The sequence below is a fragment of the Psychroserpens citreus genome, from assembly GCF_055686305.1.
In genome coordinates this window covers 761,207-784,713 of record NZ_CM145999.1, presented here as the reverse complement: position 1 = coordinate 784,713, position 23,507 = coordinate 761,207, and the positions used below count along the sequence as shown (strand labels likewise).

Annotated in this window: 26 protein-coding genes; 21 read left to right on the top strand and 5 right to left on the bottom strand. The window is 34.0% G+C overall.

Annotated elements, in window-relative coordinates; genetic code table 11:
* The first annotated feature begins 106 nt into the window (after positions 1-106).
* Positions 107-1,156 (top strand): tRNA preQ1(34) S-adenosylmethionine ribosyltransferase-isomerase QueA, encoded by a 1,050-nt coding sequence (queA, locus tag ACTU6T_RS03605; protein WP_460219897.1) that lies wholly within the window; start codon positions 107-109, stop codon positions 1,154-1,156.
* A gap of 280 nt (positions 1,157-1,436) precedes the next feature.
* Positions 1,437-2,477, top strand: a complete 1,041-nt coding sequence (gene rlmN, locus ACTU6T_RS03600; RefSeq protein ID WP_460219896.1) for a dual-specificity RNA methyltransferase RlmN — start codon at positions 1,437-1,439, stop codon at positions 2,475-2,477.
* A gap of 48 nt (positions 2,478-2,525) precedes the next feature.
* Here rlmN and ACTU6T_RS03595 read toward each other — a convergent pair whose 3' ends face one another.
* A complete protein-coding gene (locus ACTU6T_RS03595) occupies positions 2,526-3,773 on the bottom strand; it encodes a T9SS type A sorting domain-containing protein (RefSeq protein ID WP_460219895.1) in 1,248 nt (415 codons plus the stop codon).
* Between the two features lie 153 nt (positions 3,774-3,926).
* Between ACTU6T_RS03595 and ACTU6T_RS03590 the strand changes: the two genes are divergently transcribed.
* The 4 genes from ACTU6T_RS03590 (at position 3,927) to ACTU6T_RS03575 (ending at position 7,450) form a co-directional block, all read left to right on the top strand.
* Complete coding sequence (locus tag ACTU6T_RS03590; RefSeq protein ID WP_460219894.1) at positions 3,927-4,904, top strand: polyprenyl synthetase family protein; 978 nt, start codon at positions 3,927-3,929, stop codon at positions 4,902-4,904.
* A gap of 73 nt (positions 4,905-4,977) precedes the next feature.
* Entirely contained in the window at positions 4,978-5,544 is a 567-nt protein-coding gene (locus ACTU6T_RS03585; protein WP_460219893.1) for an RNA polymerase sigma factor, read from the top strand.
* Positions 5,531-6,349, top strand: coding sequence for a hypothetical protein (locus ACTU6T_RS03580; protein ID WP_460219892.1), 819 nt, complete (start codon positions 5,531-5,533; stop codon positions 6,347-6,349). The genes ACTU6T_RS03585 and ACTU6T_RS03580 overlap by 14 nt, the downstream gene beginning before the upstream one ends.
* 27 nt (positions 6,350-6,376) lie before the next feature.
* Positions 6,377-7,450, top strand: a complete 1,074-nt coding sequence (locus ACTU6T_RS03575; protein ID WP_460219891.1) for a hypothetical protein — start codon at positions 6,377-6,379, stop codon at positions 7,448-7,450.
* Positions 7,451-7,474: 24 nt separating this feature from the next.
* Here ACTU6T_RS03575 and ACTU6T_RS03570 read toward each other — a convergent pair whose 3' ends face one another.
* Complete coding sequence (locus ACTU6T_RS03570) at positions 7,475-8,755, bottom strand: aryl-sulfate sulfotransferase (RefSeq protein ID WP_460219890.1); 1,281 nt, start codon at positions 8,753-8,755, stop codon at positions 7,475-7,477.
* Positions 8,756-8,873: 118 nt separating this feature from the next.
* Here ACTU6T_RS03570 and dnaG point away from each other — a divergent pair, with 118 nt between their 5' ends.
* Positions 8,874-10,841 carry a DNA primase gene (gene dnaG / locus ACTU6T_RS03565; protein WP_460219889.1) on the top strand — a complete coding sequence of 656 codons (1,968 nt, stop codon included), beginning with the start codon at positions 8,874-8,876 and terminating at the stop codon, positions 10,839-10,841.
* Here dnaG and ACTU6T_RS03560 read toward each other — a convergent pair.
* Entirely contained in the window at positions 10,838-11,467 is a 630-nt protein-coding gene (locus ACTU6T_RS03560; RefSeq protein WP_460219888.1) for a response regulator, read from the bottom strand. The two genes, dnaG and ACTU6T_RS03560, sit on opposite strands and share 4 nt — an antisense overlap.
* A 133-nt stretch (positions 11,468-11,600) precedes the next feature.
* Positions 11,601-12,389: an NAD(+) synthase gene (gene nadE, locus ACTU6T_RS03555; RefSeq protein WP_460219887.1), complete on the bottom strand. Its 789-nt coding sequence runs from the start codon at positions 12,387-12,389 to the stop codon at positions 11,601-11,603.
* Between the two features lie 104 nt (positions 12,390-12,493).
* On the opposite strand from nadE, the gene gldB reads away from it, so the two are divergent.
* The 3 genes from gldB to ACTU6T_RS03540 are packed head-to-tail and all read left to right on the top strand — an operon-like array spanning position 12,494 to position 14,413.
* Positions 12,494-13,456, top strand: coding sequence for a gliding motility lipoprotein GldB (gldB, locus tag ACTU6T_RS03550; protein ID WP_460219886.1), 963 nt, complete (start codon positions 12,494-12,496; stop codon positions 13,454-13,456).
* Positions 13,456-13,794: a gliding motility protein GldC gene (gldC, locus tag ACTU6T_RS03545; RefSeq protein WP_460219885.1), complete on the top strand. Its 339-nt coding sequence runs from the start codon at positions 13,456-13,458 to the stop codon at positions 13,792-13,794. Before gldB ends, gldC begins: the two co-directional genes overlap by 1 nt.
* Positions 13,795-13,798: 4 nt before the next feature.
* Positions 13,799-14,413 carry a DUF4230 domain-containing protein gene (locus tag ACTU6T_RS03540; protein WP_460219884.1) on the top strand — a complete coding sequence of 205 codons (615 nt, stop codon included), beginning with the start codon at positions 13,799-13,801 and terminating at the stop codon, positions 14,411-14,413.
* Here ACTU6T_RS03540 and ACTU6T_RS03535 read toward each other — a convergent pair.
* Complete coding sequence (locus ACTU6T_RS03535; RefSeq protein WP_460219883.1) at positions 14,408-14,713, bottom strand: rhodanese-like domain-containing protein; 306 nt, start codon at positions 14,711-14,713, stop codon at positions 14,408-14,410. The two genes, ACTU6T_RS03540 and ACTU6T_RS03535, sit on opposite strands and share 6 nt — an antisense overlap.
* 43 nt (positions 14,714-14,756) lie before the next feature.
* Between ACTU6T_RS03535 and ACTU6T_RS03530 the strand changes: the two genes are divergently transcribed.
* The 11 genes from ACTU6T_RS03530 to pcaF all read left to right on the top strand — a co-directional run bounded on the left by ACTU6T_RS03530 (position 14,757) and on the right by pcaF (position 23,507).
* Entirely contained in the window at positions 14,757-15,326 is a 570-nt protein-coding gene (locus ACTU6T_RS03530) for a TetR/AcrR family transcriptional regulator (protein ID WP_460219882.1), read from the top strand.
* A gap of 69 nt (positions 15,327-15,395) precedes the next feature.
* Positions 15,396-16,469 carry a 1,2-phenylacetyl-CoA epoxidase subunit PaaE gene (gene paaE / locus ACTU6T_RS03525; protein ID WP_460219881.1) on the top strand — a complete coding sequence of 358 codons (1,074 nt, stop codon included), beginning with the start codon at positions 15,396-15,398 and terminating at the stop codon, positions 16,467-16,469.
* 103 nt (positions 16,470-16,572) lie between these two features.
* Positions 16,573-17,529 carry a 1,2-phenylacetyl-CoA epoxidase subunit PaaA gene (gene paaA, locus ACTU6T_RS03520; RefSeq protein WP_460219880.1) on the top strand — a complete coding sequence of 319 codons (957 nt, stop codon included), beginning with the start codon at positions 16,573-16,575 and terminating at the stop codon, positions 17,527-17,529.
* A 102-nt stretch (positions 17,530-17,631) separates the two neighbouring features.
* Entirely contained in the window at positions 17,632-17,919 is a 288-nt protein-coding gene (gene paaB, locus ACTU6T_RS03515; protein ID WP_460219879.1) for a 1,2-phenylacetyl-CoA epoxidase subunit PaaB, read from the top strand.
* 88 nt (positions 17,920-18,007) lie between these two features.
* Positions 18,008-18,763 carry a 1,2-phenylacetyl-CoA epoxidase subunit PaaC gene (gene paaC / locus ACTU6T_RS03510; protein WP_460219878.1) on the top strand — a complete coding sequence of 252 codons (756 nt, stop codon included), beginning with the start codon at positions 18,008-18,010 and terminating at the stop codon, positions 18,761-18,763.
* Between the two features lie 79 nt (positions 18,764-18,842).
* Positions 18,843-19,343 carry a 1,2-phenylacetyl-CoA epoxidase subunit PaaD gene (gene paaD, locus ACTU6T_RS03505; protein ID WP_460219877.1) on the top strand — a complete coding sequence of 167 codons (501 nt, stop codon included), beginning with the start codon at positions 18,843-18,845 and terminating at the stop codon, positions 19,341-19,343.
* A 111-nt stretch (positions 19,344-19,454) separates the two neighbouring features.
* Positions 19,455-20,240: an enoyl-CoA hydratase-related protein gene (locus tag ACTU6T_RS03500; protein ID WP_460219876.1), complete on the top strand. Its 786-nt coding sequence runs from the start codon at positions 19,455-19,457 to the stop codon at positions 20,238-20,240.
* Positions 20,241-20,291: 51 nt separating this feature from the next.
* Positions 20,292-21,446, top strand: a complete 1,155-nt coding sequence (locus tag ACTU6T_RS03495) for a 3-hydroxyacyl-CoA dehydrogenase NAD-binding domain-containing protein (protein WP_460219875.1) — start codon at positions 20,292-20,294, stop codon at positions 21,444-21,446.
* Complete coding sequence (locus ACTU6T_RS03490; protein WP_460219874.1) at positions 21,446-21,853, top strand: PaaI family thioesterase; 408 nt, start codon at positions 21,446-21,448, stop codon at positions 21,851-21,853. The genes ACTU6T_RS03495 and ACTU6T_RS03490 overlap by 1 nt, the downstream gene beginning before the upstream one ends.
* Positions 21,850-22,302: a hypothetical protein gene (locus ACTU6T_RS03485; protein WP_460219873.1), complete on the top strand. Its 453-nt coding sequence runs from the start codon at positions 21,850-21,852 to the stop codon at positions 22,300-22,302. Before ACTU6T_RS03490 ends, ACTU6T_RS03485 begins: the two co-directional genes overlap by 4 nt.
* Positions 22,299-23,507, top strand: coding sequence for a 3-oxoadipyl-CoA thiolase (gene pcaF, locus ACTU6T_RS03480; protein WP_460219872.1), 1,209 nt, complete (start codon positions 22,299-22,301; stop codon positions 23,505-23,507). The genes ACTU6T_RS03485 and pcaF overlap by 4 nt, the downstream gene beginning before the upstream one ends.

Genomic DNA, 23,507 nt, shown 5'->3' with positions numbered 1-23,507 from the left:
GTATATTTGCGACTTGTAAAAACTCAAAGATAGCATCTGTTATTATTAATAATATAATATTAAATAATAATGTAGACGTTATTTAATATTTTAAAAACGACTTTAAATGAAATTATCACACTTCAATTTTGACCTTCCACAAGAATTATTAGCTGAGCGTCCTGCAGATATTAGAGACGAATCACGATTAATGGTTTTGGATAGAGCCAATCAAACAATCGAACATAAACTATTTAAGGATGTCATCGATTATTTTGACGAAGGTGATGTCATGATATTAAATAACACTAAGGTGTTTCCTGCGAGATTATTTGGAAATAAAGAGAAAACTGGAGCTAGAATTGAAGTCTTCTTATTACGTGAGTTAAATGAAGAGCAACGTCTTTGGGATGTATTGGTAGATCCAGCTCGTAAAATTAGAATTGGGAATAAATTATACTTTGGAGATGACGAAACTTTAGTTGCTGAGGTTATTGATAATACTACATCTAGAGGAAGAACATTACGTTTCTTATACGACGGGTCTTACAGCGAATTTCGTAGAAAACTAACCGAATTAGGTGAAACACCACTTCCAAAGTATATCCAAAGAGATGTAGAGCCAGAAGATGAGGAGCGTTATCAAACAATTTTTGCTAAAAATGAAGGAGCAGTTGCTGCACCAACAGCTGGATTACACTTTTCTAAACACTTATTGAAACGATTAGAAATTAAAGGAGTTGAATTACCTGAAGTAACTTTACACGTAGGATTAGGAACCTTTAACCCTGTGGAAGTAGAAGATTTATCGAAGCATAAAATGGATAGTGAAGAAATTTTCATCACAAAACCTTCTGCCGATATAATTAATCATGGAATCGCTAATAAAAAACGTGTTTGTGCTGTAGGTACAACTGCAATGCGTACCATAGAAAGTTCTGTGTCTTCTAGTGGAACACTTAATGAATATTCTGGATGGACCAATAAATTTATTTTCCCTCCTTATGATTTTAGTATTGCTAATAGTATGATTACTAATTTCCATACACCAAAATCTACTTTGTTAATGATGGTGTCTGCTTTTGCAGGTCACGATTTTATGAAACGTGCTTATGACGAAGCTGTCAAAGAAAAGTATCGTTTTTATACCTATGGTGATGCGATGTTAATTATATAATCATACGTCATAATATAAATGAAGGCCTCAATAGTGTTATTGAGGCTTTTTTTATTTGGGCATTACCCTAAAGGGTCGTGTTTTCTACTATATCTTTTTACTTTAATTTTAGTGTTTTTATTGTCTGTTTACTATAAATACTTAGAATATTATAATTATTTAAATATATCAATAACAAGTAAAAAGGATGCCGTTTCAACCACTAATGCATAAAGGCTGTTTTAAAAAATAAATAGAATAATGAATATCGGAACGGGATTAACTATTTTTGTAAAACGATATGGAGACTAAAAAGAAAGATATACGAGCACTAACAAAAGAACAATTACGAGAGTTTTTTGTTAACGAAGGTGATAAAGCCTTTCGTGGTAATCAGGTTTATGAGTGGTTATGGAGTAAAGGTGCGCATGCTTTTGATGATATGACTAATATTTCTAAGGAGACAAGACAGAAGCTTCAAGATAATTTTGTAATTAATCATATCAAAGTTGATCAGATGCAAAAAAGTGCTGATGGTACTATTAAAAATGCGGTGCGTTTACATGATGGGCTAATTGTAGAATCTGTTTTAATACCCGCAAAAAATAGAACCACCGCATGTGTCTCTAGCCAAGTAGGTTGTAGTTTAGATTGTAAATTTTGTGCTACAGCTCGATTAAAGCGAATGAGAAACCTTAATCCAGATGAAATTTATGACCAAGTGGTAGCTATAGATAAGGAGAGCAGATTGTATCATAATAGACCACTAAGTAATATTGTGTTTATGGGGATGGGTGAGCCACTTATGAATTACAAAAATGTACTTAAAGCCATTGATAAAATTACCTCGCCAGAAGGTCTTGGAATGTCACCAAAACGTATAGTTGTTTCTACTTCAGGAGTACCTAAGATGATAAAAAAAATAGCCGATGATGATGTGAAATTTAAACTGGCAGTATCATTGCATTCTGCTGTTGATGAGATTCGTACATCCATTATGCCATTTAATGCTACATTTCCGCTAAAAGATTTAAGAGAAGCTCTAGAATATTGGTATTCTAAAACGAAAAATCGAATCACTTATGAATATGTAGTTTGGGATGGTATAAATGATAAGATGAGTGATGTTGAAGCTTTGATCAAGTTTTGTAAGTTCGCTCCTAGTAAGGTCAATTTAATAGAATACAATCCAATTGATGATGGAGAATTTCAACAAGCCAGCTCTAAAGCTATAGATATGTATGTGAAGATGTTAGAAGCCCAACACATTACAGTAACAGTAAGACGATCACGTGGTAAAGATATTGATGCAGCTTGTGGTCAGTTGGCAAATAAAACATAAAAAAAGAGCTACATTATGTAGCTCTTTTTTTTATTAACCTTGAAAAGATTATTGCTTTAAAATTTTGATCGTTTTGCTACGCCCAGCTATGGTTATTTTACTAAGATAAATACCATCTTTTAAGCTCGACATGTCAATAACTTCAGTACTTTGAGTTAAGGCTTTATTGATTACGCTTTGTCCTAAAATATTAAACATTTCAATATTTTCTAAAGGTAATTCAGAAGATTCTAAAGTTAACTCATCAATATCTTTATTATAAGAATATTTAAAAGTATTCGAATCAAATTCATCTACACTTAAAGTTTCGTCAACAGATAAACTCATTAACATGAATACATCGCTGTTTAATACATCAGTCGTAGCATGAATACCAATATAAAAATCACCGTCAGAAGGTGCAGTGTAAGTAGCCATACTAGTGTAAGCTTGAGAAATTAAATCATTACCCATAGTATCTCCAAATACACCACTTTGAGTTATTCCTGAGTATGAACCAATAACAGTTTGGTTAGCAGCAGCAGCAGATGGAGAATCTAAAACTACTATGTCAAATGTTTCATTTGCTGTACCTCTAAGATCAACACTATTGTATACCAGAGTTACAGTATAATCTGCACCAGAAACACCAGATAAAGCAGGTGTAAATAACCAATCATCTTTAGCAACGGTTGGATCTGGAGGGAATACATTAACAACGATATCATTAAACCCATCACCATCTAAATCATTAACGGTGTTATACGTCCAACCTGTACCGTCAGCATTAGCATCTTCGTTAGAATAACAAACTTGATAGCGAGTGGCATCAGTCCAATCATCAGAGTAAGGGAAAGAATCTGGGCAAGAATAAGAAGATTCACTTAATGTAAAATCAAATCCACCAGCGTCCCATCTATCGTCAAATGCAATATAATACGTAGTCCCAGTAGAAACAGCCCAAGAGCCATCAGATAAATAATTTCCTGCACCAATATCATCATTACCACCAACACAAGTAAGAGCACCACAAGCTCCTGTATATACATGGAAACGTGTGTCGCCTCCAGCATTCGCTGGTAAGTCAGTAGTGATATTGGCTAAACCGTCAACAGTTGCAGTAAATGTATACCATTCTGCAAGCCCCATACCACCTGCTCCATTAGCGGCGCATAAAGGGTCAGGAGTATCAGTGCCAGTCAATGTTGGTACAGTAGTCGTGCCAGCACTCACAGAGGTAGCAGTCGCACAAGTCGATTGAGCATTACCAAAGGTAAATGCTAATAAAGCAATAAACAGTAAAGTAATTTTTTTCATAAAGTTCGGATTTTAAATTAATTGTATCTAAATATACAAAAAAACAATAATCAAAACTTCCCAATTAAAGTTTTAACGAATTATTGTTAGAATATCAATCGATACAGACTTAATTAGTAATTTTGTATTACCAACCTAATAGATTAATATTACTTGAAGATTACCGAGAAAATAAAACAGCCTATAGCCTATGAAATGGAGCTTTTTGAACAAAAGTTTCTACTCTCCATGTCAAGCAAGGTGGCTCTATTAAACCGAATTACGCATTATATCGTAAACCGAAAAGGTAAACAAATGCGCCCTATGTTTGTGTTTTTGGTAGCTAAAATGGTTGATAATGGTCAGGTTAGTGAACGTACCTATAGAGGAGCTTCTGTTATCGAATTAATTCATACCGCAACTTTAGTGCATGACGATGTGGTTGATGATAGTAACCGCAGACGTGGTTTTTTCTCTATTAATGCGCTTTGGAAGAATAAAATAGCTGTGCTCATAGGTGACTTTTTATTATCAAAAGGCTTGTTGTTGTCGATTGATAATAATGATTTCGATTTATTAAAGATTATTTCGGTAGCTGTTCGTGAAATGAGTGAAGGTGAACTACTTCAAATTGAAAAAGCTAGGCAGTTAGATATTACTGAAGCTATTTATTACGACATCATTAGACAAAAAACAGCAACACTTATTGCTGCTTGCTGTAGTTTAGGAGCTGCTTCTGTTAAACCAAATTCTGACCATGTTGAGTCTATGCGTAGATTTGGCGAGCTCATTGGAATGGCGTTTCAAATTAAGGATGATTTGTTTGATTACGGGGAGGAAGCTATAGGTAAACCAACTGGTATAGATATTAAGGAACAAAAAATGACATTGCCTCTTATTCATGTTTTAAATACCTGTACTAAAAAAGATAAGGCTTGGTTAATAAACTCAGTAAAGAATCACAATAAGGATAAAAAGAGAGTCAAAGAAGTCATTGTTTTTGTGAAAGCTAATAATGGTCTAGATTATGCCATTGAAAAAATGAAACAATTTCAATCAGAAGCCTTACAGATTTTAAATACTTACCCAGATTCTCAATATAAAACGGCCTTAGAATTAATGGTAAACTACGTTATTGATAGAAAAAAATAATTTTTTTCTGTTTTAGGCAACCATTTGTATAGATATTGCGTCTTTATAATTAGAAGACCAAACGAAAGCTATTTTGAAAGTCATTCAATTACATCACAAAAATAACACTGCACTGATTAAGAAAGCTGCAAAAGGTAAGCGAGATGCACAGCACACATTGTTTGAAATTCATGCGCCTAAAATGTTAAGTGTGTGTAGATATTATATTAGAGATTTACAAAACGCAGAATCTGTAATGTTGAATGGGTTTTTTAAAGCCTTCACTAATTTAAAAAAGTTTAAAAATGAGGGAAGCTTCGAAGGTTGGTTAAGGCGAATTATGGTGAGAGAGTCTATTTCTTTTCTAAGACAAAAAAAGCATATAGAATTTTCAGTTGAAGATGAAAACTTTTATCAAGAGCAATACAATAATATAAATTCGAATATTGAAGTGGCTCAAATTCAACAACTCATAGATGAGTTGCCAGAAGGTTATAAAATGGTATTTGTAATGTACGCCATTGAAGGGTATAAGCATAATGAAATTGCAGAGATTTTGAAAATCTCTCAAGGTACATCAAAGTCGCAATTATTTAAAGCAAGACAAGTACTACAGCAAAAAATTAAGGACATAAATTCAGCAAGTTATGGCACCAATTAAATTTGAAGACAATATAAAAGAAAAGTTAGAGGAACGAACCTTGCAGCCTTCACAGGATGCGTGGAGTCAATTATCGTCAAAACTTGATAGTAAAAAGAAAAATAATTCTAAAAGCATGTTTTTGTATGTTGGTATTGCTGCAAGTTTTATAGGTGTGTTATTAGTGATAACGGTGTTTTTTAATGGTTTGAAAATTGAAAACACAACAAATGTTGTTGTAGATGTGCCAACTGAAACTCCACAACCTAAAGAAGAAAAAGTGATGATTTCACAGGAATCTGACCAGGTTGTTGAAACAAATACTAATGTGAATTCAACGAATGTTCAGAAAGAAACTACAGTCTTAAATAGAAATTCACCAATTATTAATAAACAATCAAATGTCGCTTCAATTTCCGAAGAACATATAACCCATCAGCCAAAAAATAAGCTGGCTAGTCTCGACGAAGTCAAAGCGCCTGAAATTGTAACTGATGTTTCAGTTGAAAACTCGCCTATTGATTCATCTTTAAATGAATTAACTTATGAAGATGCTAAAGCTATAGAAGTTGCTAGCGAAATTAAAAAGCTAGAAATTAAAAATGGAGAAGTAACCAACGCTGAGATTGAGGCACTATTAAAACAAGCCGAAAAAGATATTTTAAGACAACGTATTTACGATGAGACTACACGAACAGTTGATGCAGATGCCTTACTTCAAGACGTTGAAGAAGATTTGGAACGATCGTTTAGAACCAAAGTATTTGAAAGTTTAAAATCAAGTTACAAAACGGTAAAAACTGCAGTAGCCGAGCGTAACAATTAAATAATCATCAATTAAAAAACAAACATTATGAACACTATTACTAAGTACTTAGTGCTACTCATTTTATGCCTAATCGTATCTAATGCCAATGCACAAAACAAGACGTCAGACTCTATTTCAGATGAAAGAATCAACTATAAGATTGAGGTTTTAGAAAGCCTAAAAAGAACAATTCAGGAGGAAGAACGAGAATTCTTAAAGAAAGAAGTAGAATATATTAACCAACGTTTAGATGAGGGCGAAATCACCAAAAATGAAGCCGAAAAACTTAAAAAAGAGGCTGCTAAAAAACGAGCTTTAAACATTGAAAACCGATTAGCTATTATTGATAATAAAATAGAATTATTAAAACGAAATGATACTGAGTACAATGATGATTTAGATGAAACTGTACGTTTTGGAATAAGTCTAGGGAAATTTACAGGAATAAATATTAATTCCAACCGTAGACCAAGAAAATATGATAAGCGTACTACGAGCGATCTTGTGTTTGCTATCGGTTTTAACAATGCCATTGGTGACGGACAAAAAATTGGTGACAATTATACCTTTTTGACTTCAGGTTTTGTTGAATTAGGTTGGGCATGGAAAACACGTGTTTTTAAAGATAATAATGCTGTGCGTTTAAAATATGGATTCTCATTTCAATGGAATAAATTAACTCCAAAAAATGACATGTATTTTGTTCAAGATGGAAATACAACAACCTTAGAAGCGTTTCCTAGTGAGTTAAAAGAATCAGAATTTAGAATTACTAACCTTGTATTTCCTGTGCACTTTGAGTTTGGGCCCTCTAGAAAAATTGAGCGTAAAAACTATTTTAGATATAGTACTAATAGGCACTTCAAAATTGGACTTGGAGGTTATGCAGGTTTTAATATTGGAACCCAGCAAAAACTGAGATTTGAAGAAAATGGTGATCGTGTGAAACAAAAAATTAGACGTAACTATAATGCGTCACCATTTGTATATGGTTTAAGTGGTTATGTTGGCTACGGAACTCTTGGGTTGTACGTGAAATATGATTTAAGCCCGATGTTTAAAGATCAATCTTTTGATCAACATAACCTATCTATGGGGTTTAGATTTGATTTGGATTAGTCTCCAGAAATATTAAACACAAGCTTATAAATTTAAATCTTGAATTTCTATGTCATTTGTGCTAAAACCGTAACAACGCCAAAAATTTGGCCCTAAACCATTGTATTTCCATACTACGACCCCATCTTGAGTTACTTCCCAAAATCCATAATCGCCTTCAGAAATGATAGTGTTTCCGTTGTCTAATCTGTCTGCTCCCGAAATGCGACCAAAAAATAGGTCTTCATCAGTAAAACTCCACACAATATTTGGTTCATTATTGGCGTTGGGCGTTAGTTCATAGTTTGCTGGCATTTCTAATTCGTAAACTGTTGATTGCTCAATGTTATTACCATTTCCATAAACCAAAACGTTACCAGCACCTGGCTCATCACTTTGTAAAAAATTAGGAAAATGATTGTTATAAAATAACCGTTCGCCTGAAGTGTTTTGATAGGCTTGTGGGTTGCCAAATCTGTAAAGCAAATCTCCACCTTTGTTATAGTTTCCTCCAGAATGACTTGCTGCTTCTTCTGTCGTCGTACTATGATCAATAACCCATACTTCATGATAAAAGTTTACACTTAAAAAAATAACATCATTTACTGGGTCATAATCAATACCGTTAGCATGCATAATGTCTCCATTTTCAGAATCGTTATAGTTAATATCAATTAATTGTGGGTTGTCGCTAACTACACCAAAATTATTTGCGCTAGGGATTTGATCTTGTATGATATGATCAAAGCTTCTCCATTCCCAAACAATTTCATTAGTATTCGGATTGATTTCGATCAGTTTTTCAGGAAAAATATCTATACTAGAAGAAGAGCCTTCTATTGCTCCTAAAAAAGAACCAATTCGTTCCCAAGCTATAAATAGGATATTCCCGTTAGGTAACATTTCTACATCATGATGAGCAATAAAATTACTAGTCGCATAAAGGTACTCCCACTCCACTTCGTCATCTGCATTTATGATCTTGATTAAGCCTCCAAATCCTCCAAAATTAACATCAGGGCTTTGGGTTTTGAATAAGCCTAGTAATTTTCCAGATGGTAGTAATTGTAGGTCATTTCCAAGATTGTCATCAAAGGTCCATTCTTTAATTTTATTGCCATTTTTTGCTAATAAGTATGAAGAAGTACCTCCATTTTCTACAGCCAGAATAAACCCGTTGTCTATAAGGTCTTCATTATATACTTCTACATTGTCAGTTAGAACAACTTCCGGTTCCTCAGGAGTTGTGCTATCATCATCAGAATTACACGCAATACATATTAAACTCAGAATAAAAGATAATTTGAGAATTTTAAAGTTCTTCATTTTATTTATTTTTTTGACATATAAATGTAAACAAAATTATAGTTGCTTTACACCTTGCTAATAATAATTATAAGTTTAATATCATTAAATTTGTCGTTCATAGACTATATTAAAATTTTTGATATCAAAATCCACCATAGAACAAGTATTTGAAACCGCTCGTGTAGAGGAGGTTATTGGTGATTTTGTGCAATTAAAAAAAGCAGGAAGCAATTTTAAAGGTCTAAGCCCCTTTAGTGATGAGCGTTCGCCGAGTTTTATGGTATCTCCAGTAAAGCAAATTTGGAAAGATTTTTCCAGCGGAAAAGGAGGTAATGCTGTGACATTTTTGATGGAACATGAGCATTTTACTTACCCTGAAGCTATTAAGTATTTAGCTAAAAAATATAATATAGAAATTGAAGAAACTGAGCAAACTAATGAGCAAAAGGCTGAAGCTAATGAGCGCGAAAGTTTGTATTTAGTTAATGAGTTTGCTAAAGACTATTTTGAGCGTATCATGTTCAAAACCGATCAAGGGCAAGCCATTGGGTTGAGTTATTTTAAGGAACGAGGATTTACAAATGAGACGATAAAGCAGTTTAATTTAGGGTATTCTCTTGACGAATGGCAAGCCTTTACTGATGAAGCTTTGAAGAATGGATATCAATTAGAATTTCTTGAAAAAACAGGTCTTACTATTGTAAAACCTGAAAAGAAATTTGATCGATTTAAAGGTCGTGTGATGTTTCCTATTCATAGTATGAGTGGACGTGTTTTAGGGTTTGGTGGACGTATCCTAACATCAGATAAAAAAGCGGCTAAGTATTTAAACTCTCCTGAAAGTGAAGTCTATCACAAAAGTAAAATTCTTTATGGTATATACCACGCTAAACAATTAATAGCAAAAGAAGATAACTGTTATCTTGTAGAAGGATATACCGATGTCATTCAATTTTATCAAACCGGAATTAAAAATGTGGTAGCATCTTCTGGAACTGCATTAACACCAGAACAGATAAGATTGATTAATAGACTAACAAATAATATCACGGTGCTTTTTGATGGTGATGCTGCTGGGATTAGAGCTTCCCTTAGAGGTATTGACTTGATTTTAGAACAAGGCATGAATGTAAAAGTATGTGGGTTTCCTGAAGGTGAAGATCCTGATAGTTTTGCCAAACAAAATACATTAGAAGAATTAAAGGCTTTTCTCAATGAGAATTCTAAAGATTTTATTCAATTTAAAGCCTCATTATTAATTAAAGAAGCGAATAACGACCCCATAAAAAAAGCCGAAACAATTAGAGATATTGTAAATAGTATTTCTAAAATTCCGGATCAAATTAAGAAAGAAGTTTATATCCAAGAATGCTCTCGCATTATGGATATTAGTGAAGATGTATTGTTTAGTACTCTTGCTCAAATTGAAAAAAAAGATACGCAAGATGTGGCTAAAAATTATAAAGCAAAACAAAAAGCATTTGATGTTGTAAAGCCTCAGGCACGAGCACCAAAAGTCGATTTGCAATATGAGTTAGAACGAAAGATTATAGAAATTTTGTTGCTCTACGGAACTGAAACGGAAGATTTTGAAGATCTTGTCCTAAAAGAAACAGAGGATGGTGAATTACAACTTGAACCCGTAATTCATAATGCTAAGGTGTTTGAAAAAATCTATTTAGACCTTCAAGAAGATGAAATGCAATTTACGAATCCGCAATTTAAATCATTGTATTACACTATTATAGATACACTTCATCAAGAACCAGATTTTTCAACAAAGAACTTTGTAAATAGATTAGATCAAGAATTAGCAAATAATGTCACGACAATTTTAATGAATGATGAGCGTTACATGCTTCATGATTGGGAACGTAATCATATTATCCCTAAGGAAAAGAAACATACTGTAGCACAATTAGTTACACAAACTATCTTGACTTTAAGATGTTATTTGATTGATAAAAAAGTTGCTGAATATCAAAATGAAACCTTAAAAGAAGAGATAAATACTAGAAATATTCTTGAAGATGTTAAAGATTATGTTGGTCTAAAAATGTTATTATCTCGTAAGCTTGGTAAAGTAATAGGAGGTAAAGTTTAACTTAAATCTAATTGTTTGCCTTGATTTACTAAATCAATAAGGTTATTTACATTTAATTTTTTAAATAATCTAGCTTTGTAAGTACTTACTGTTTTTTCATTAATATCAAGCTCTAACGCAATTTCCTTATTCTTTTTACCAGAAGATAATAATTTTAAGACTTCTACCTCACGTGTTGACAAGCGCTTGTAAATTCTGCTTTTAGAGTTTTTGGTGTCATTGTAATTGAGGTGCTTAGACATTTTATTACTCAAATAAATATCGCCATTATGAGCACTTTTAATTGCTTTTATAATAACTTCAATGGGTTCAGATTTAGAAACATATCCCGAGGCACCAGCTTTAATTGTACTTATAGCATAGATTTCTTCTGGATGATAACTAAACATGATGATATTGATATGACTATGTTCTTTCTTAATAGCTCTAAGTGCAGTAATACCATTAAGTTCAGGAAGTTCAATTTCTGAAACAATCACGTCTACGTCATGTCGTCTAACAAATTCAAAAATATCCACACCACTTCCAACTGTGCCTACAACTTTTATATCTTCATGATTTTCGAACAATAGTTGAAAGCCAGTAGTTACGATAGGATGATTGTCAACGACTAGTACCTTAATCATAATACAGTATTTAATTGGTTAGTTAGTATATAGAGTGCCAGAACTTATTAAAGTTCAAGAATGTGGAGATTTGCAATGCAAAATTAATAAAAAAATCAACACTTACGATTTTTTACACATAAAAACTCAATAATTATTTTAAAATTTTAGGAATTTCGCAAATCGGTATCGGAATCATTTTATGAAGATTTGAACGATTATACCTCATAAATATTTGATAAACCTGCTTTTGACGTCCTTCAAAATCAGATTCAGTTTTACCTTCGTCTTTCATTTGCATCGCCCATTCTAATTCTGGGTAAGATGCTCCAATTTGATCTTCATCACTTCTTGCATCTCCAAAAAGCCCATCACTTGGTGCAGCTTTCATAATAGACTTTGGGACATTAAGTAATTCTCCTATTTCGTATACTTCAGATTTTAGTAAATCTGCAATCGGACTCAAATCAACGCCACCATCACCATATTTAGTGTAGAATCCTACCCCAAAGTCTTCTACTTTGTTTCCTGTTCCCGCAACTAGTAGTCCCATGAGTCCTGCATGGTAATATAAAGTGGTCATTCGTAGTCTTGCTCTTGTATTTGCTAAAGCCATGTCAACTGTCGCTTCCTTGCCGTCGAGATAAACCTCCGTTTTAAATTCTTCAAAAACAGGAGTTAAATCTACTCTTATGTCTCCTACATTTGAAAAACGTTGTTTTAGCTGAGCAATGTGCTCTTGTGCTCTTGTGACATGACTAGCAGCTTGATGAATAGGCATTTCAATACAAAGTAAATCGAGACCGGTTTTGGCACAGAGTGTTGATGTTACTGCCGAGTCTATTCCGCCAGAAATGCCAATAACAAATCCATTAACACCTGCGTTCGTCGCATAATCTTTAAGCCAATTTACAATATGATCAACAACTTTTTCTGTTTGCATTTTAATAAGTTTTTAGACTAATGTAGTACCTTTGTGTAACAAAAATAACGTAATAGCGTTACTAATAAAAATTTAGTAAGATTAAGTTTTCGTAAATATAGTACATGAAAAAACTCCTGTTATTAAGCCTTATTAATATAGCACTTTTTGGTTGTAAAAGTGATAGTCCAGTAAAGACCGAAATATCGAAATTGAAAACTAATGTCGTTGTTGAGCGTTTTGATCGTGCATTTGCAGAAGCAGAGCCAGAAGATTTAGCAAGTTTAAAAGCCGCGTTTCCTTTTCTGTTTCCTAAGCGTGTTCCAGATTCTGTATGGGTTGAAAGGATGAAAGATTCAAATCAAGTATTATTGAATGCTGCTACACATGAAAAGTTTGGAGATTTTAAGGAAGTTACTAGTGATATTAAACGGTTATTTCAGCATTTAAAATTTTACAATAAAACTTTCAATGAACCGAGAGTAATAACCTTGACAAATTTTGTAAACCACAGAGAAAAATTAGTGGTTACAGATTCTGTTGTCGTTATTGCTATTGATAATTATTTAGGAACTGATCATGACATTTATTCTGGGATTCAAAGGTATATTACTAACAATTTAAAGCCTTCACAAATTGTAGTTGATTTAGCAAAAGCTTATAGTGAAAAGCAAATTTTTCAGATGCAAAAGAAGACACTTTTAGATGAGATGATATATTTTGGCAAGCAATTGTATTTCAAAGATGTTATGATTCCGTTTAAAACAGATGCAGAAAAAATAGGCTATACTCAAGAGCAACTAGAATTTGCTGAAATCAATGAAAATATGATATGGACACATTTTGTAGAGCACGAAATGTTGTATGATACTGATAGTAGTTTACCTGCACGTTTTATAGCAGATGCTCCTTTTTCAAAATTTTATTTAGAACTAGATAGTCAAACACCAGGTAGACTCGGGCAATATATAGGATGGCAAATCGTAAGAGCATATATGACCAATAATACAGATGTGTCCCTTGAAGAATTAATGCAGAAAGAGGCTATCGACATATTTAATAAATCTAATTATAAACCACCTAAATAATGGGAAACAACCATACATCAACAATAGAATTAAGTGTAGAACTTGATGAAAATAAAGTGCCTGAAAAATTGCACTGGACAGCAGAAGATGGCGGCATTTCGAACGAAGAAGCTAAAGCAATGATGTTAGCTGTTTGGGATGCTAAAAATAAAGAAACCTTGCGTATCGACTTGTGGACTAAAGATATGCCTGTTGACGAAATGAAACAGTTCTTTCACCAAACTTTAGTCGAAATGAGTAAAACATATCAGAGAGCAACCCAGGATGAAAAAATGTCGGCAACGATGATGGATTTCTGTGATTATTTTGCAGAAAAATTAGAGTTGAAAAAACAGTAAAATCATGAGAAAAGTATTTTTTGGAGTCATAATCACATTGGTTATTTTATTTACATTCAAATACTGTGGTGACAAAAAAGAAGATAAAATTACACTCCAAGAAAATACAGCTTTGATAAGAGAGCAGGTTAAAAATGTTGGTAAACTAGTAGTAACCGAAGGTCATTTTAGTGAGGTGTTTACTTATAAAAATTCTAAAGCTGTTTTCGCTGATTTGCTTGAAGCTAAAAAGCAAGCTATAGTTATTGTAAATGCCGATGTGACTATTGGGTATGATCTTAGTAAGCTTGAGTATGAAGTGGATGAGATAACCAAAACGCTACGCATAATTACTATCCCAAAGGAGGAGATTAAAATTAGCCCTGATTTTGAATATTATGATATACAAGCTGATTTTTTTAATCAATTTGAAGCCAAAGATTATAATGACATAAAAGACATTGTGAACAAATCATTGATGAAAAAAATAGAAGCTTCCGATTTAAAGTCCAACGCCGAAAATCGTCTCATAAGTGAACTTGCCAAATTTTATATTCTAACAAGATCACTTGGGTGGACTTTAGAGTACAATATGAATCCTATTAATTCTTCAGAAGAATTACAAGAATTAAAACTATAGTTGCCTTTCTATATTAACCCAACCACCTCCATTTATAGCATTAATGTTATTAAGGTTTAAAAACTTTGCAGCTTTTGCCGAACGAATACCACTTTCACAACAAACAATAATTGGCTTAGCTAAATTTTTAACTTCTGAAATGCGATTCCTCAATTCATTCAATGGAATATGAATTGAATTATCAATATGTCCTCTATCCCATTCTCGCTGTGTTCTCACATCTAAAATAACAGCATTTTTCTCTAAATAATAATGTACTTGACGTTTTTTAGCGCCAAAAATAAAACTTAAAAATCCCATAGTTTCTTTTTGTTTAAATTTACGAATAATTACAATTAATAGTTTGAAACAAGAGACGCGTAAAGACGAAATAATTAATACAGCAGCTAAACTATTTAAAGAAAAAGGCTACAGTGCAGTGACAATGCGTGATTTGGCAACGGCCATGGGAATCAAAGCTGCGAGTCTATACAATCATATAAATTCTAAACAAGACATACTAAAAGGAATTATTATTTCTATTGCCGAAGAATTTACAAATGGAATGCATGCCGTTATTAATTCTGACGTATCTAATATTTCAAAATTGAAACACATTGTTTCCTTGCATGTTAAGATTACTGCTAATAATACAAATGGTATGGCGTCTTTAAATAACGATTGGATGCATCTCGAGGATCAATTAGAATATTATTTGAAACTTCGCAATGATTATGAGGCTAATTTTCTAGACATTATTAAAAACGGGATTGCAGCTTCCGAAATTAAACAAAGTAACCCAGAGATTATCATGTTTTCTATGTTAACAACTTTGCGCTCCTTATATCTTTGGATTCCTAAAAAAGAAGATCTAAATGCAAACGATTTAGCAAATAACCTCAGTGAAATTCTCATCGAAGGAATTAACTACTAATTAAGAATTATATTTTGTATCTTTGTTCACCAAACTAACAAGCGTTAGTTTAGGGTTTAAAGATGACATATGGCAGATTTTCACAAGCTAAAAATTGCAGAGATATACAAGGAAACTGAAGATACTTCGGTAATAACTTTTGATATACCGCTAGAGTTGCAAGACAACTTTAAATTTAGACAAGGGCAGCACTTAACTTTGAAATCCGATATCAATGGTGAAGATGTACGTCGTTCATATTCGCTGTGCTCAAGTCCGATAGACGGATCTTGGAAGGTAGCTGTAAAACAAATTCCAGGTGGTAAATTTTCAACTTACATTAATGAGCATTTAAAAGCTGGTGATCAACTTGAAGTAATGACACCTAGCGGAACATTTGGAGTGTCCGTGCAGCCTGAAGCTTCAAAGAATTACTTGTTCTTTGCAGCTGGTAGTGGTATTACGCCAATACTATCAATGATTAAGACTCATTTGAGGGCAGAGCCAAACTCAACTTGTAAGTTGTTTTATGTAAATAAAACAGCAAAATCCATTATCTTTAAAGAAGAACTTGAACAGCTTAGGAATGCCTATTTTGGAAGGCTTGAGATTTATTACTTTTTAACCAAGGAACGTCGAGATATAGAATTGTTCAATGGGCGCTTTGATGACGAAAAGATGAAAGTCTTAACTAATACATTTATTGATATTCCAGATACTAGTGAAGTGTTTTTGTGTGGGCCTGAGAATATGGTGAATTATGTGTCTGAGTATTTAGTCAATGCAGGATTACCAAAAGACTTGGTGCATTTTGAATTATTTGTAACTGGTCTTTCTGAAGAGGATATCAAAAGAGCTGAGCGTTTAGCACAACAAAATGTCGAAGGAATCGAAGTGACTATAGTTGATGGAGGAAAAGAGTTTGTCTTTACTATGACTAAAGCGTATGATAATATTTTAGATGCTGCTTTAGGTGCTGGAGCCGATTTGCCTTTTGCTTGTAAAGGAGGTGTATGCAGTACTTGTAAATGTGAGGTAATTGATGGCTCTGTAGAGATGAAAATAAATTATGCATTAGATGATAAAGAAGTGTCGCAAAATTTAGTGCTAAGTTGTCAAGCTGTACCAACAACAGAAAAAGTTGTCGTCGATTTTGACGTGTAGATGTTATTCCATAATGTCACACAGAGTACAGTCAAAATGAATTATGGAATTCAAAATATATTGAAAAAGAAAGTAAGTCGCTAATAGCCAAAAGCTAAAAGAAATGAGTGAAGAACAAATTAAAAATCTGGAGAAGCAATTCGAGGAACGTATCGCAAGAGACGAAAAAATCGAACCAAAAGATTGGATGCCTGAGAAGTATCGAAAAACACACATTAGGCAAATGTCACAGCATGCGCATTCAGAAATTGTTGGGATGCTTCCTGAAGGAAATTGGATTACTAGAGCACCATCATTAAGGCGTAAAGTAGCACTTTTAGCAAAAGTGCAAGATGAAGCTGGGCATGGCTTATACTTGTATTCTGCCACAGAAACTTTAGGCGTATCTAGAGATGAACTCTATGAGCAATTACATTCTGGTAAAGCTAAGTATTCAAGCATCTTTAATTATCCTACAATTACTTGGGCCGATATGGGAGCTATTGGTTGGTTAGTAGATGGTGCAGCAATCATCAATCAAGTGCCATTATGTAACACATCTTATGGGCCTTATGCTAGAGCCATGATTCGTGTATGTAAAGAAGAAAGTTTCCATCAACGTCAAGGTTATGAAATCATGATGAAATTGGCTAATGGTACTCCAGAGCAAAAAGAGATGGCTCAAGATGCTTTAAATCGTTGGTGGTGGCCAAGTTTGATGATGCTTGGTCCAACAGATGATGTATCTGTTCATACAGCACAATCCATGAAATGGAAATTAAAACGAAAATCTAACGACGATTTACGTCAACAATTTATTGATCAAACAGTGCCTCAAGCAGATCTAATTGGTTTAACCATTCCAGATCCTGATTTGAAATGGAACGAAGAACGCCAAAGTTACGACTTTGGAGAAATAGATTGGGATGAATTTTGGCAAGTTGTTAAGGGACATGGACCAATGAATAAAGAACGTATGAAAGCTAGAGTTGGAGCTTGGGAACGTGGTGAATGGGTTCGCAACGCAGCTATGGCTCATGCAGAAAAGAAAAAAGAAAGAAAACAAAAACAAGCAGTTTAAATTGTTTGTCGCCTTGAGTATTGATTGAATGGAAATACATTTTCATTGAAAGCACATTGCAAAACAAATCGAAAGGACGTCAAGCAAGTAAAAAATAAAATTATGGCAACAAAAAACTGGCCGCTTTGGGAAATCTTCGTAAGAAGTAAAAACGGGTTAGAACACAGGCATTGTGGTAGTCTTCACGCAGCAGATGCTGAAATGGCTTTAGAAAATGCTAGAGATGTCTATACAAGACGTAATGAAGGTGTGAGCATATGGGTTGTAGAGTCCAAACATATCACAGCTTCTAACCCTGAAAACAATGGAGAATTGTTTGAGCCTGCTCAAGATAAGATTTATCGTCACCCTACATTTTATGATTTACCTGATGAAGTAAAACATATGTAGTAATTGTGATTCCTACAAAAGTTGGAATCACAAAAATAAAATCTAAATGTCACCTTGAGCGCAGTCGAAAGGTCTCAATTTAAGAAATATGAAAAACGAAAACTTATATAATTACATTCTTGGTATTGCCGATAATAGCTTGATTCTTGGACAACGAATGGGAGAGCTATGTGGCCACGGACCAAGTTTAGAAACAGATATTGCTTGTACTAATATTTCATTGGATTTATTCGGGCAAGTACGTAGCTATTTTCAGTATGCAGGAAAAATTGCTGGTGATGGTAGAACAGAAGATGATATTGCCATGCTTCGTAAAGAGCGTGAGTATAAAAATGTGTTGTTAGCCGAACAACCTAACACCAATTTTGCATACACCATTGGTCGTCAGTTTTTATTTGATGTATATCATTTAGCTTTTTTGGCAGAATTGCAAAAGAGTTCCGATTTGACACTTTCGGCAATTGCTAATAAGTGTATCAAAGAAGTCAGTTATCACGAACGTTTCTCCTCAGATTGGGTCAAACGTCTTGGAGATGGAACCGATGAAAGCAATCAAAAAATGCAACAAGCAATCAATGATTTGTGGACCTATACCGATGAATTATTTCATCAAACCGAAGCAGATAAAGTTATGGTCTCAGAAGGTATAGGAGTAGATGTTACTACATTAAAAGATAATTATTACAAGCAAGTAAGTGATCTTTTAAAAGAAGCAACATTAGAAATACCAGAGTCCAAATGGTTTCAAAAAGGAGGTAAAGAAGGTGTTCATACAGAGCATCTAGGGTATTTGTTGAGCGATTTACAATATATGCAACGCACATACCCCAACATGGAATGGTAACAAATTCCTGAGAAGGAAGTAATCTCAAAAAAATTAAACTAAATGTCACTCTGAGCGCAGTCGAAGAGTCTCAATAAATATGACAGCAACAGAACAAAATATCGATGAAAAGCTTCTGCCTATTTTAGAGCAGGTTTCTGATCCTGAAATTCCAGTATTGTCTATAATGGATATGGGTGTTGTGCGTTCAGCTGTGATTATAAATGATATCGTTAAAGTAGAAATTACACCAACCTATAGTGGTTGCCCAGCAATGGATGTCATTGGAGACGATATCAAGAAAGCATTAAATGAAGCAGGATACAAATCTGAAATAGATTTGATCTTACATCCAGCTTGGACAACCGATTGGATCACACCAAGAGGCCGAAAAGCGTTAGAAGATTATGGTATAGCAGCGCCTTTAGATGCTGAAGCAAATAAAGATGTGTTGCTACATGGAAAACGAATGGTGAAGTGTACCAATTGTGGGTCACAAAACACACGTTTGGTTAGTCAGTTTGGTTCAACAGCATGTAAAGCACAATTTCAATGTGATGATTGTCAAGAACCATTCGACTATTTTAAATGTTTAAAATAAGTATAGCGTTACCCGAGGGTCAGGCTCTCGGCAGTCGCTCTTAAAGTTGGTACTTTAAGGAGCTTCAACAAAGCCTCCATCCTTAACGCATATGGAGATAAAATATAAGGTATGAGTAATAATTCAATTCTTTTAAAAATTGAAAATAAAGTAGCGTACATAACGCTCAATAGACCAGAAGTTTTTAATAGTTTTAATCGTGAAATGGCATTGAGTCTTCAATCCATTATGGATGATTGTGAAACCAATGACAAGGTGAGAGCTATAGTGCTTTCTGGAAATGGAAAAGCATTTTGTGCTGGACAAGACCTAAAAGAAGTCACTTCTCCAGAATTAAATCCAGGATTTAAAAAAATTCTCGAAGAACATTATAATCCAATAATTCAAAGAATTCGTTCAATTAAGAAGCCAATTATAGCAGCAGTAAATGGTGTTGCCGCCGGAGCAGGAGCAAACATCGCATTGGCTTGTGATATCGTTGTTGCACATGAAAAAGTAAGTTTCATTCAAGCCTTTAGTTTAATTGGTCTAGTGCCTGATAGTGCCGGAACGTTCTTTTTACCAAGATTAATCGGATTTCAAAAAGCGTCTGCCTTAGCCATGTTAGGTGATAAAGTGTCAGCAGAAGAAGCCGAACGTTTTGGCATGATATATAAAGTGATTCCATTAGAAAGTTTTGAAGAAACTGTTAATCAATTAGCATTGAAATTGGCTAACATGCCAACTAAAGCTCTGGGATTAATTAAAGAACTTTTTAATCAATCTATGACAAATACTTTAGATGATCAATTAGCTCTTGAATCTAAATTACAAATTGAAGCGGCTCAAAGTGAAGATTATGCTGAAGGCGTTGCTGCATTTATAGAAAAACGAAAGCCAGAATTTAAAGGAAAATAATGAGACTTGTCATTCTGTGCGCAGTCGAAGGGTCTCTCTTAAAATAAAAAAATGAACGTAGGAATAATAGGTAGCGGAACAATGGGAAGTGGTATTGCACAAGTTGCTGCAACTGCTGATTGTAAAGTGAAATTATACGATACTAATCAAGGAGCTTTAGATAAAGCTAAAACTACTCTTGAAAAAATATTATCACGTCTTATTGAAAAAGGACGAATCGATGCTAATGAAAAACAAAGAATCCAATCTAATATTTCTTATGTGGATAGTTTGAAGGATTTATCTAATTCAAACTTGACAATAGAAGCGATTGTTGAAAATATTGATATAAAGAAAAAAGTCTTTTCTGAATTAGAGAGTTATGTAAGTGATGATTGTATTATTGCGTCAAATACGTCTAGTTTGTCTATAGCATCTATTGCGGCATCATTAGAAAAACCAGAACGATGCATTGGAATTCACTTCTTTAACCCAGCGCCTTTAATGAAATTGGTAGAAGTGATTCCTGCTATTCAAACCTCAAAAACGGTTTTAGATACTTCAGTACAAATCATTTCCGATTGGAAAAAAGTTGTGGCTGTTGCAAAAGACACGCCTGGTTTTATTGTAAATCGTGTAGCACGACCATTTTATGGAGAGGCTCTCAGGATTTATGAAGAAGGAATTGCAGATTTTGCAACCATCGATTGGAGTTTAAAAACCATTGGTGGTTTTAGAATGGGACCGTTTGAACTCATGGATTTTATTGGTAATGATGTCAATTATACAGTAACCGAAACTGTATTTACAGCGTTTTATTTCGATCCAAGGTATAAGCCAGCATTTACACAAAAACGTTTTTCAGAAGCAGGTTACTTGGGTAGAAAATCTGGTAGAGGTTATTATGATTATACTGAAGGAGCTGCTAAACCGAGTCCAATTGAAGATAAAGGCTTAGCAGAAAAGATTTTCAATCGCGTTTTAGTAATGTTAATTAACGAAGCTGCAGATGCCTTATTTTTAAATATAGCATCGGCTGAAGATATAGATAATGCCATGACAAAAGGCGTCAATTATCCAAAAGGATTATTGGCTTGGGCAGATGAAATTGGAATAGATAAATGTGTTACTGCATTAGATAGATTGTATGACGAATATCATGAAGATCGATACCGTTGTAGCCCACTATTACGTAAAATGAGTAGAGAGTATAAAACATTCTTTTAATGAAAGGAGCAGATATTCCATATAAAATGTTAAGCCAAGATGCTTATAGCCAATGGCTGGGTATTGAGATTTTAGAATGCGAAATAGGCAGATGCAAAGTAGCTATGACCATTCGAAAAGATATGCTCAATAGTATGAATTATGCGCATGGTGGTATCAGCTATTCATTAGCAGACACTGCTTTTGGTTTTACAGCCAATACGCATGGTAAATATGCCGTGTCAATAGAAACAAGTATTAATCATATTGAAGCATTGGAAGAAGGTGATTATTTGGTGGCAGAATCCATAATCGAAAAAGTAAATAATAAATTAGGTTTTAACATCGTCGAAGTAAAACGAGGAAATGAATTAGTAGCACTTTTTAAAGGTGTGGTGTATAGAACTCAAAAAGATTGGGAGAAATGATGAAATATTATTTGAAACGGTTTTTAATTTTAATAGCGCTAGGTTTAACTCAAATTGCAGTAGGTCAAGTTGATGTTGATTTTCACATAGATTCTGAGGAATTCATTAAGGAATCCGATCAAACCTTTATGACTAAAGATGGTGCTGTATTTGTGGCGTTAGAAACTTTTAAACATGATTATAAAGTCATAGTTGCCGATTTTGAATCTGAGAAAGTTCAAAATCCTGAAGCGTTAACTATTGAGTATTTCGAAGATAAGCAGATTTGTTCTTCTATGGAGGTAGAAAAATATAGAGATAAGAGGCATTTTGTTTCTGTAAAAATTATAAAAGGGATAGACGATAATATCACTTTATATGTTATGGCTGCATTTCCATTAAAAAAGAAGGATAAATATTATCCATTATTAGTAGATGCTGTAAAATTTGCAAAAATAAAGAAACAATGAAAGAAGCTTATATTATAGATGGTGTGCGTACACCAATAGGAAATTATAAAGGGACGCTGTCGGCTATTAGAACTGATGATCTTGGGGCTTTGGTCATTTCAGAAGTTGTAAAACGAAACCCTAATATACCAAAAGAAGCTTATGATGATGTGATTATGGGTTGTGCTAACCAAGCAGGTGAAGATAATAGAAACGTCGCTCGAATGTCGTTGTTGTTAGCAGGGTTGCCATTTACAGTGCCAGGTGAAACTGTAAATAGATTATGTAGTTCAGGCTTGTCAGCAATTATTCATGCTAATCGTGCAATAAAAGCAGGTGATGGAGATATATTTATTTCTGGAGGAGTAGAAAATATGACCAGAGGGCCTTATGTTATGGCCAAACCGTCAAGTGCATTTGGAGGAGATTCTAAAATGTATGATTCTACTTTTGGATGGCGATTTGTAAATCCAAAGATGCAGAAGCTTTATGGAACAGATGGTATGGGAATGACCGCAGAAAACTTGGTTGAGAAGTATAATATTTCCCGTGAAGATCAAGATAAGTTTGCGTATTGGAGTCAAATGAAAGCGACTAAAGCTCAAGAAAATGGGCGTCTATCAAAAGAGATAGTAACAGTCGAAATTCCTCAGCGTAAAAAAGATCCAATTCAGTTTTCTAAAGATGAATTTGTAAAACCAAATACATCACTTGAAGTTTTAGGGAAATTAAGAACAGCTTTTAAAAAAGAAGGTGGTAGTGTTACTGCTGGAAATGCATCAGGTTTAAACGATGGAGCTGCAGCAACAATAATTGCTTCAGAAGATGCGATAAAAAAGTATAATCTTAAACCATTAGCTAAAATAGTGAGTTCGGCAGTCGTTGGAGTAGAGCCTAGAATTATGGGAATTGGCCCAGTTCAAGCGTCAAATAAAGCTCTAGCGAAAGCAGGCTTAACCATGGATGATATGGATGTTATTGAGCTAAACGAAGCGTTTGCTGCACAAGCCTTGGCATGCACAAGAGCATGGGGCTTGGCTGATGATGATCCAAGATTAAATCCAAATGGAGGTTCGATAGCAATTGGCCACCCATTAGGTGTTACTGGAGCACGAATTGCTTATTCTGCAGCTTTGGAATTACATGAACAAAATAAAAAATATGCCTTGATTACGATGTGTATTGGTGTCGGACAAGGTTATGCAGCAATAATAGAAAAAGTATAA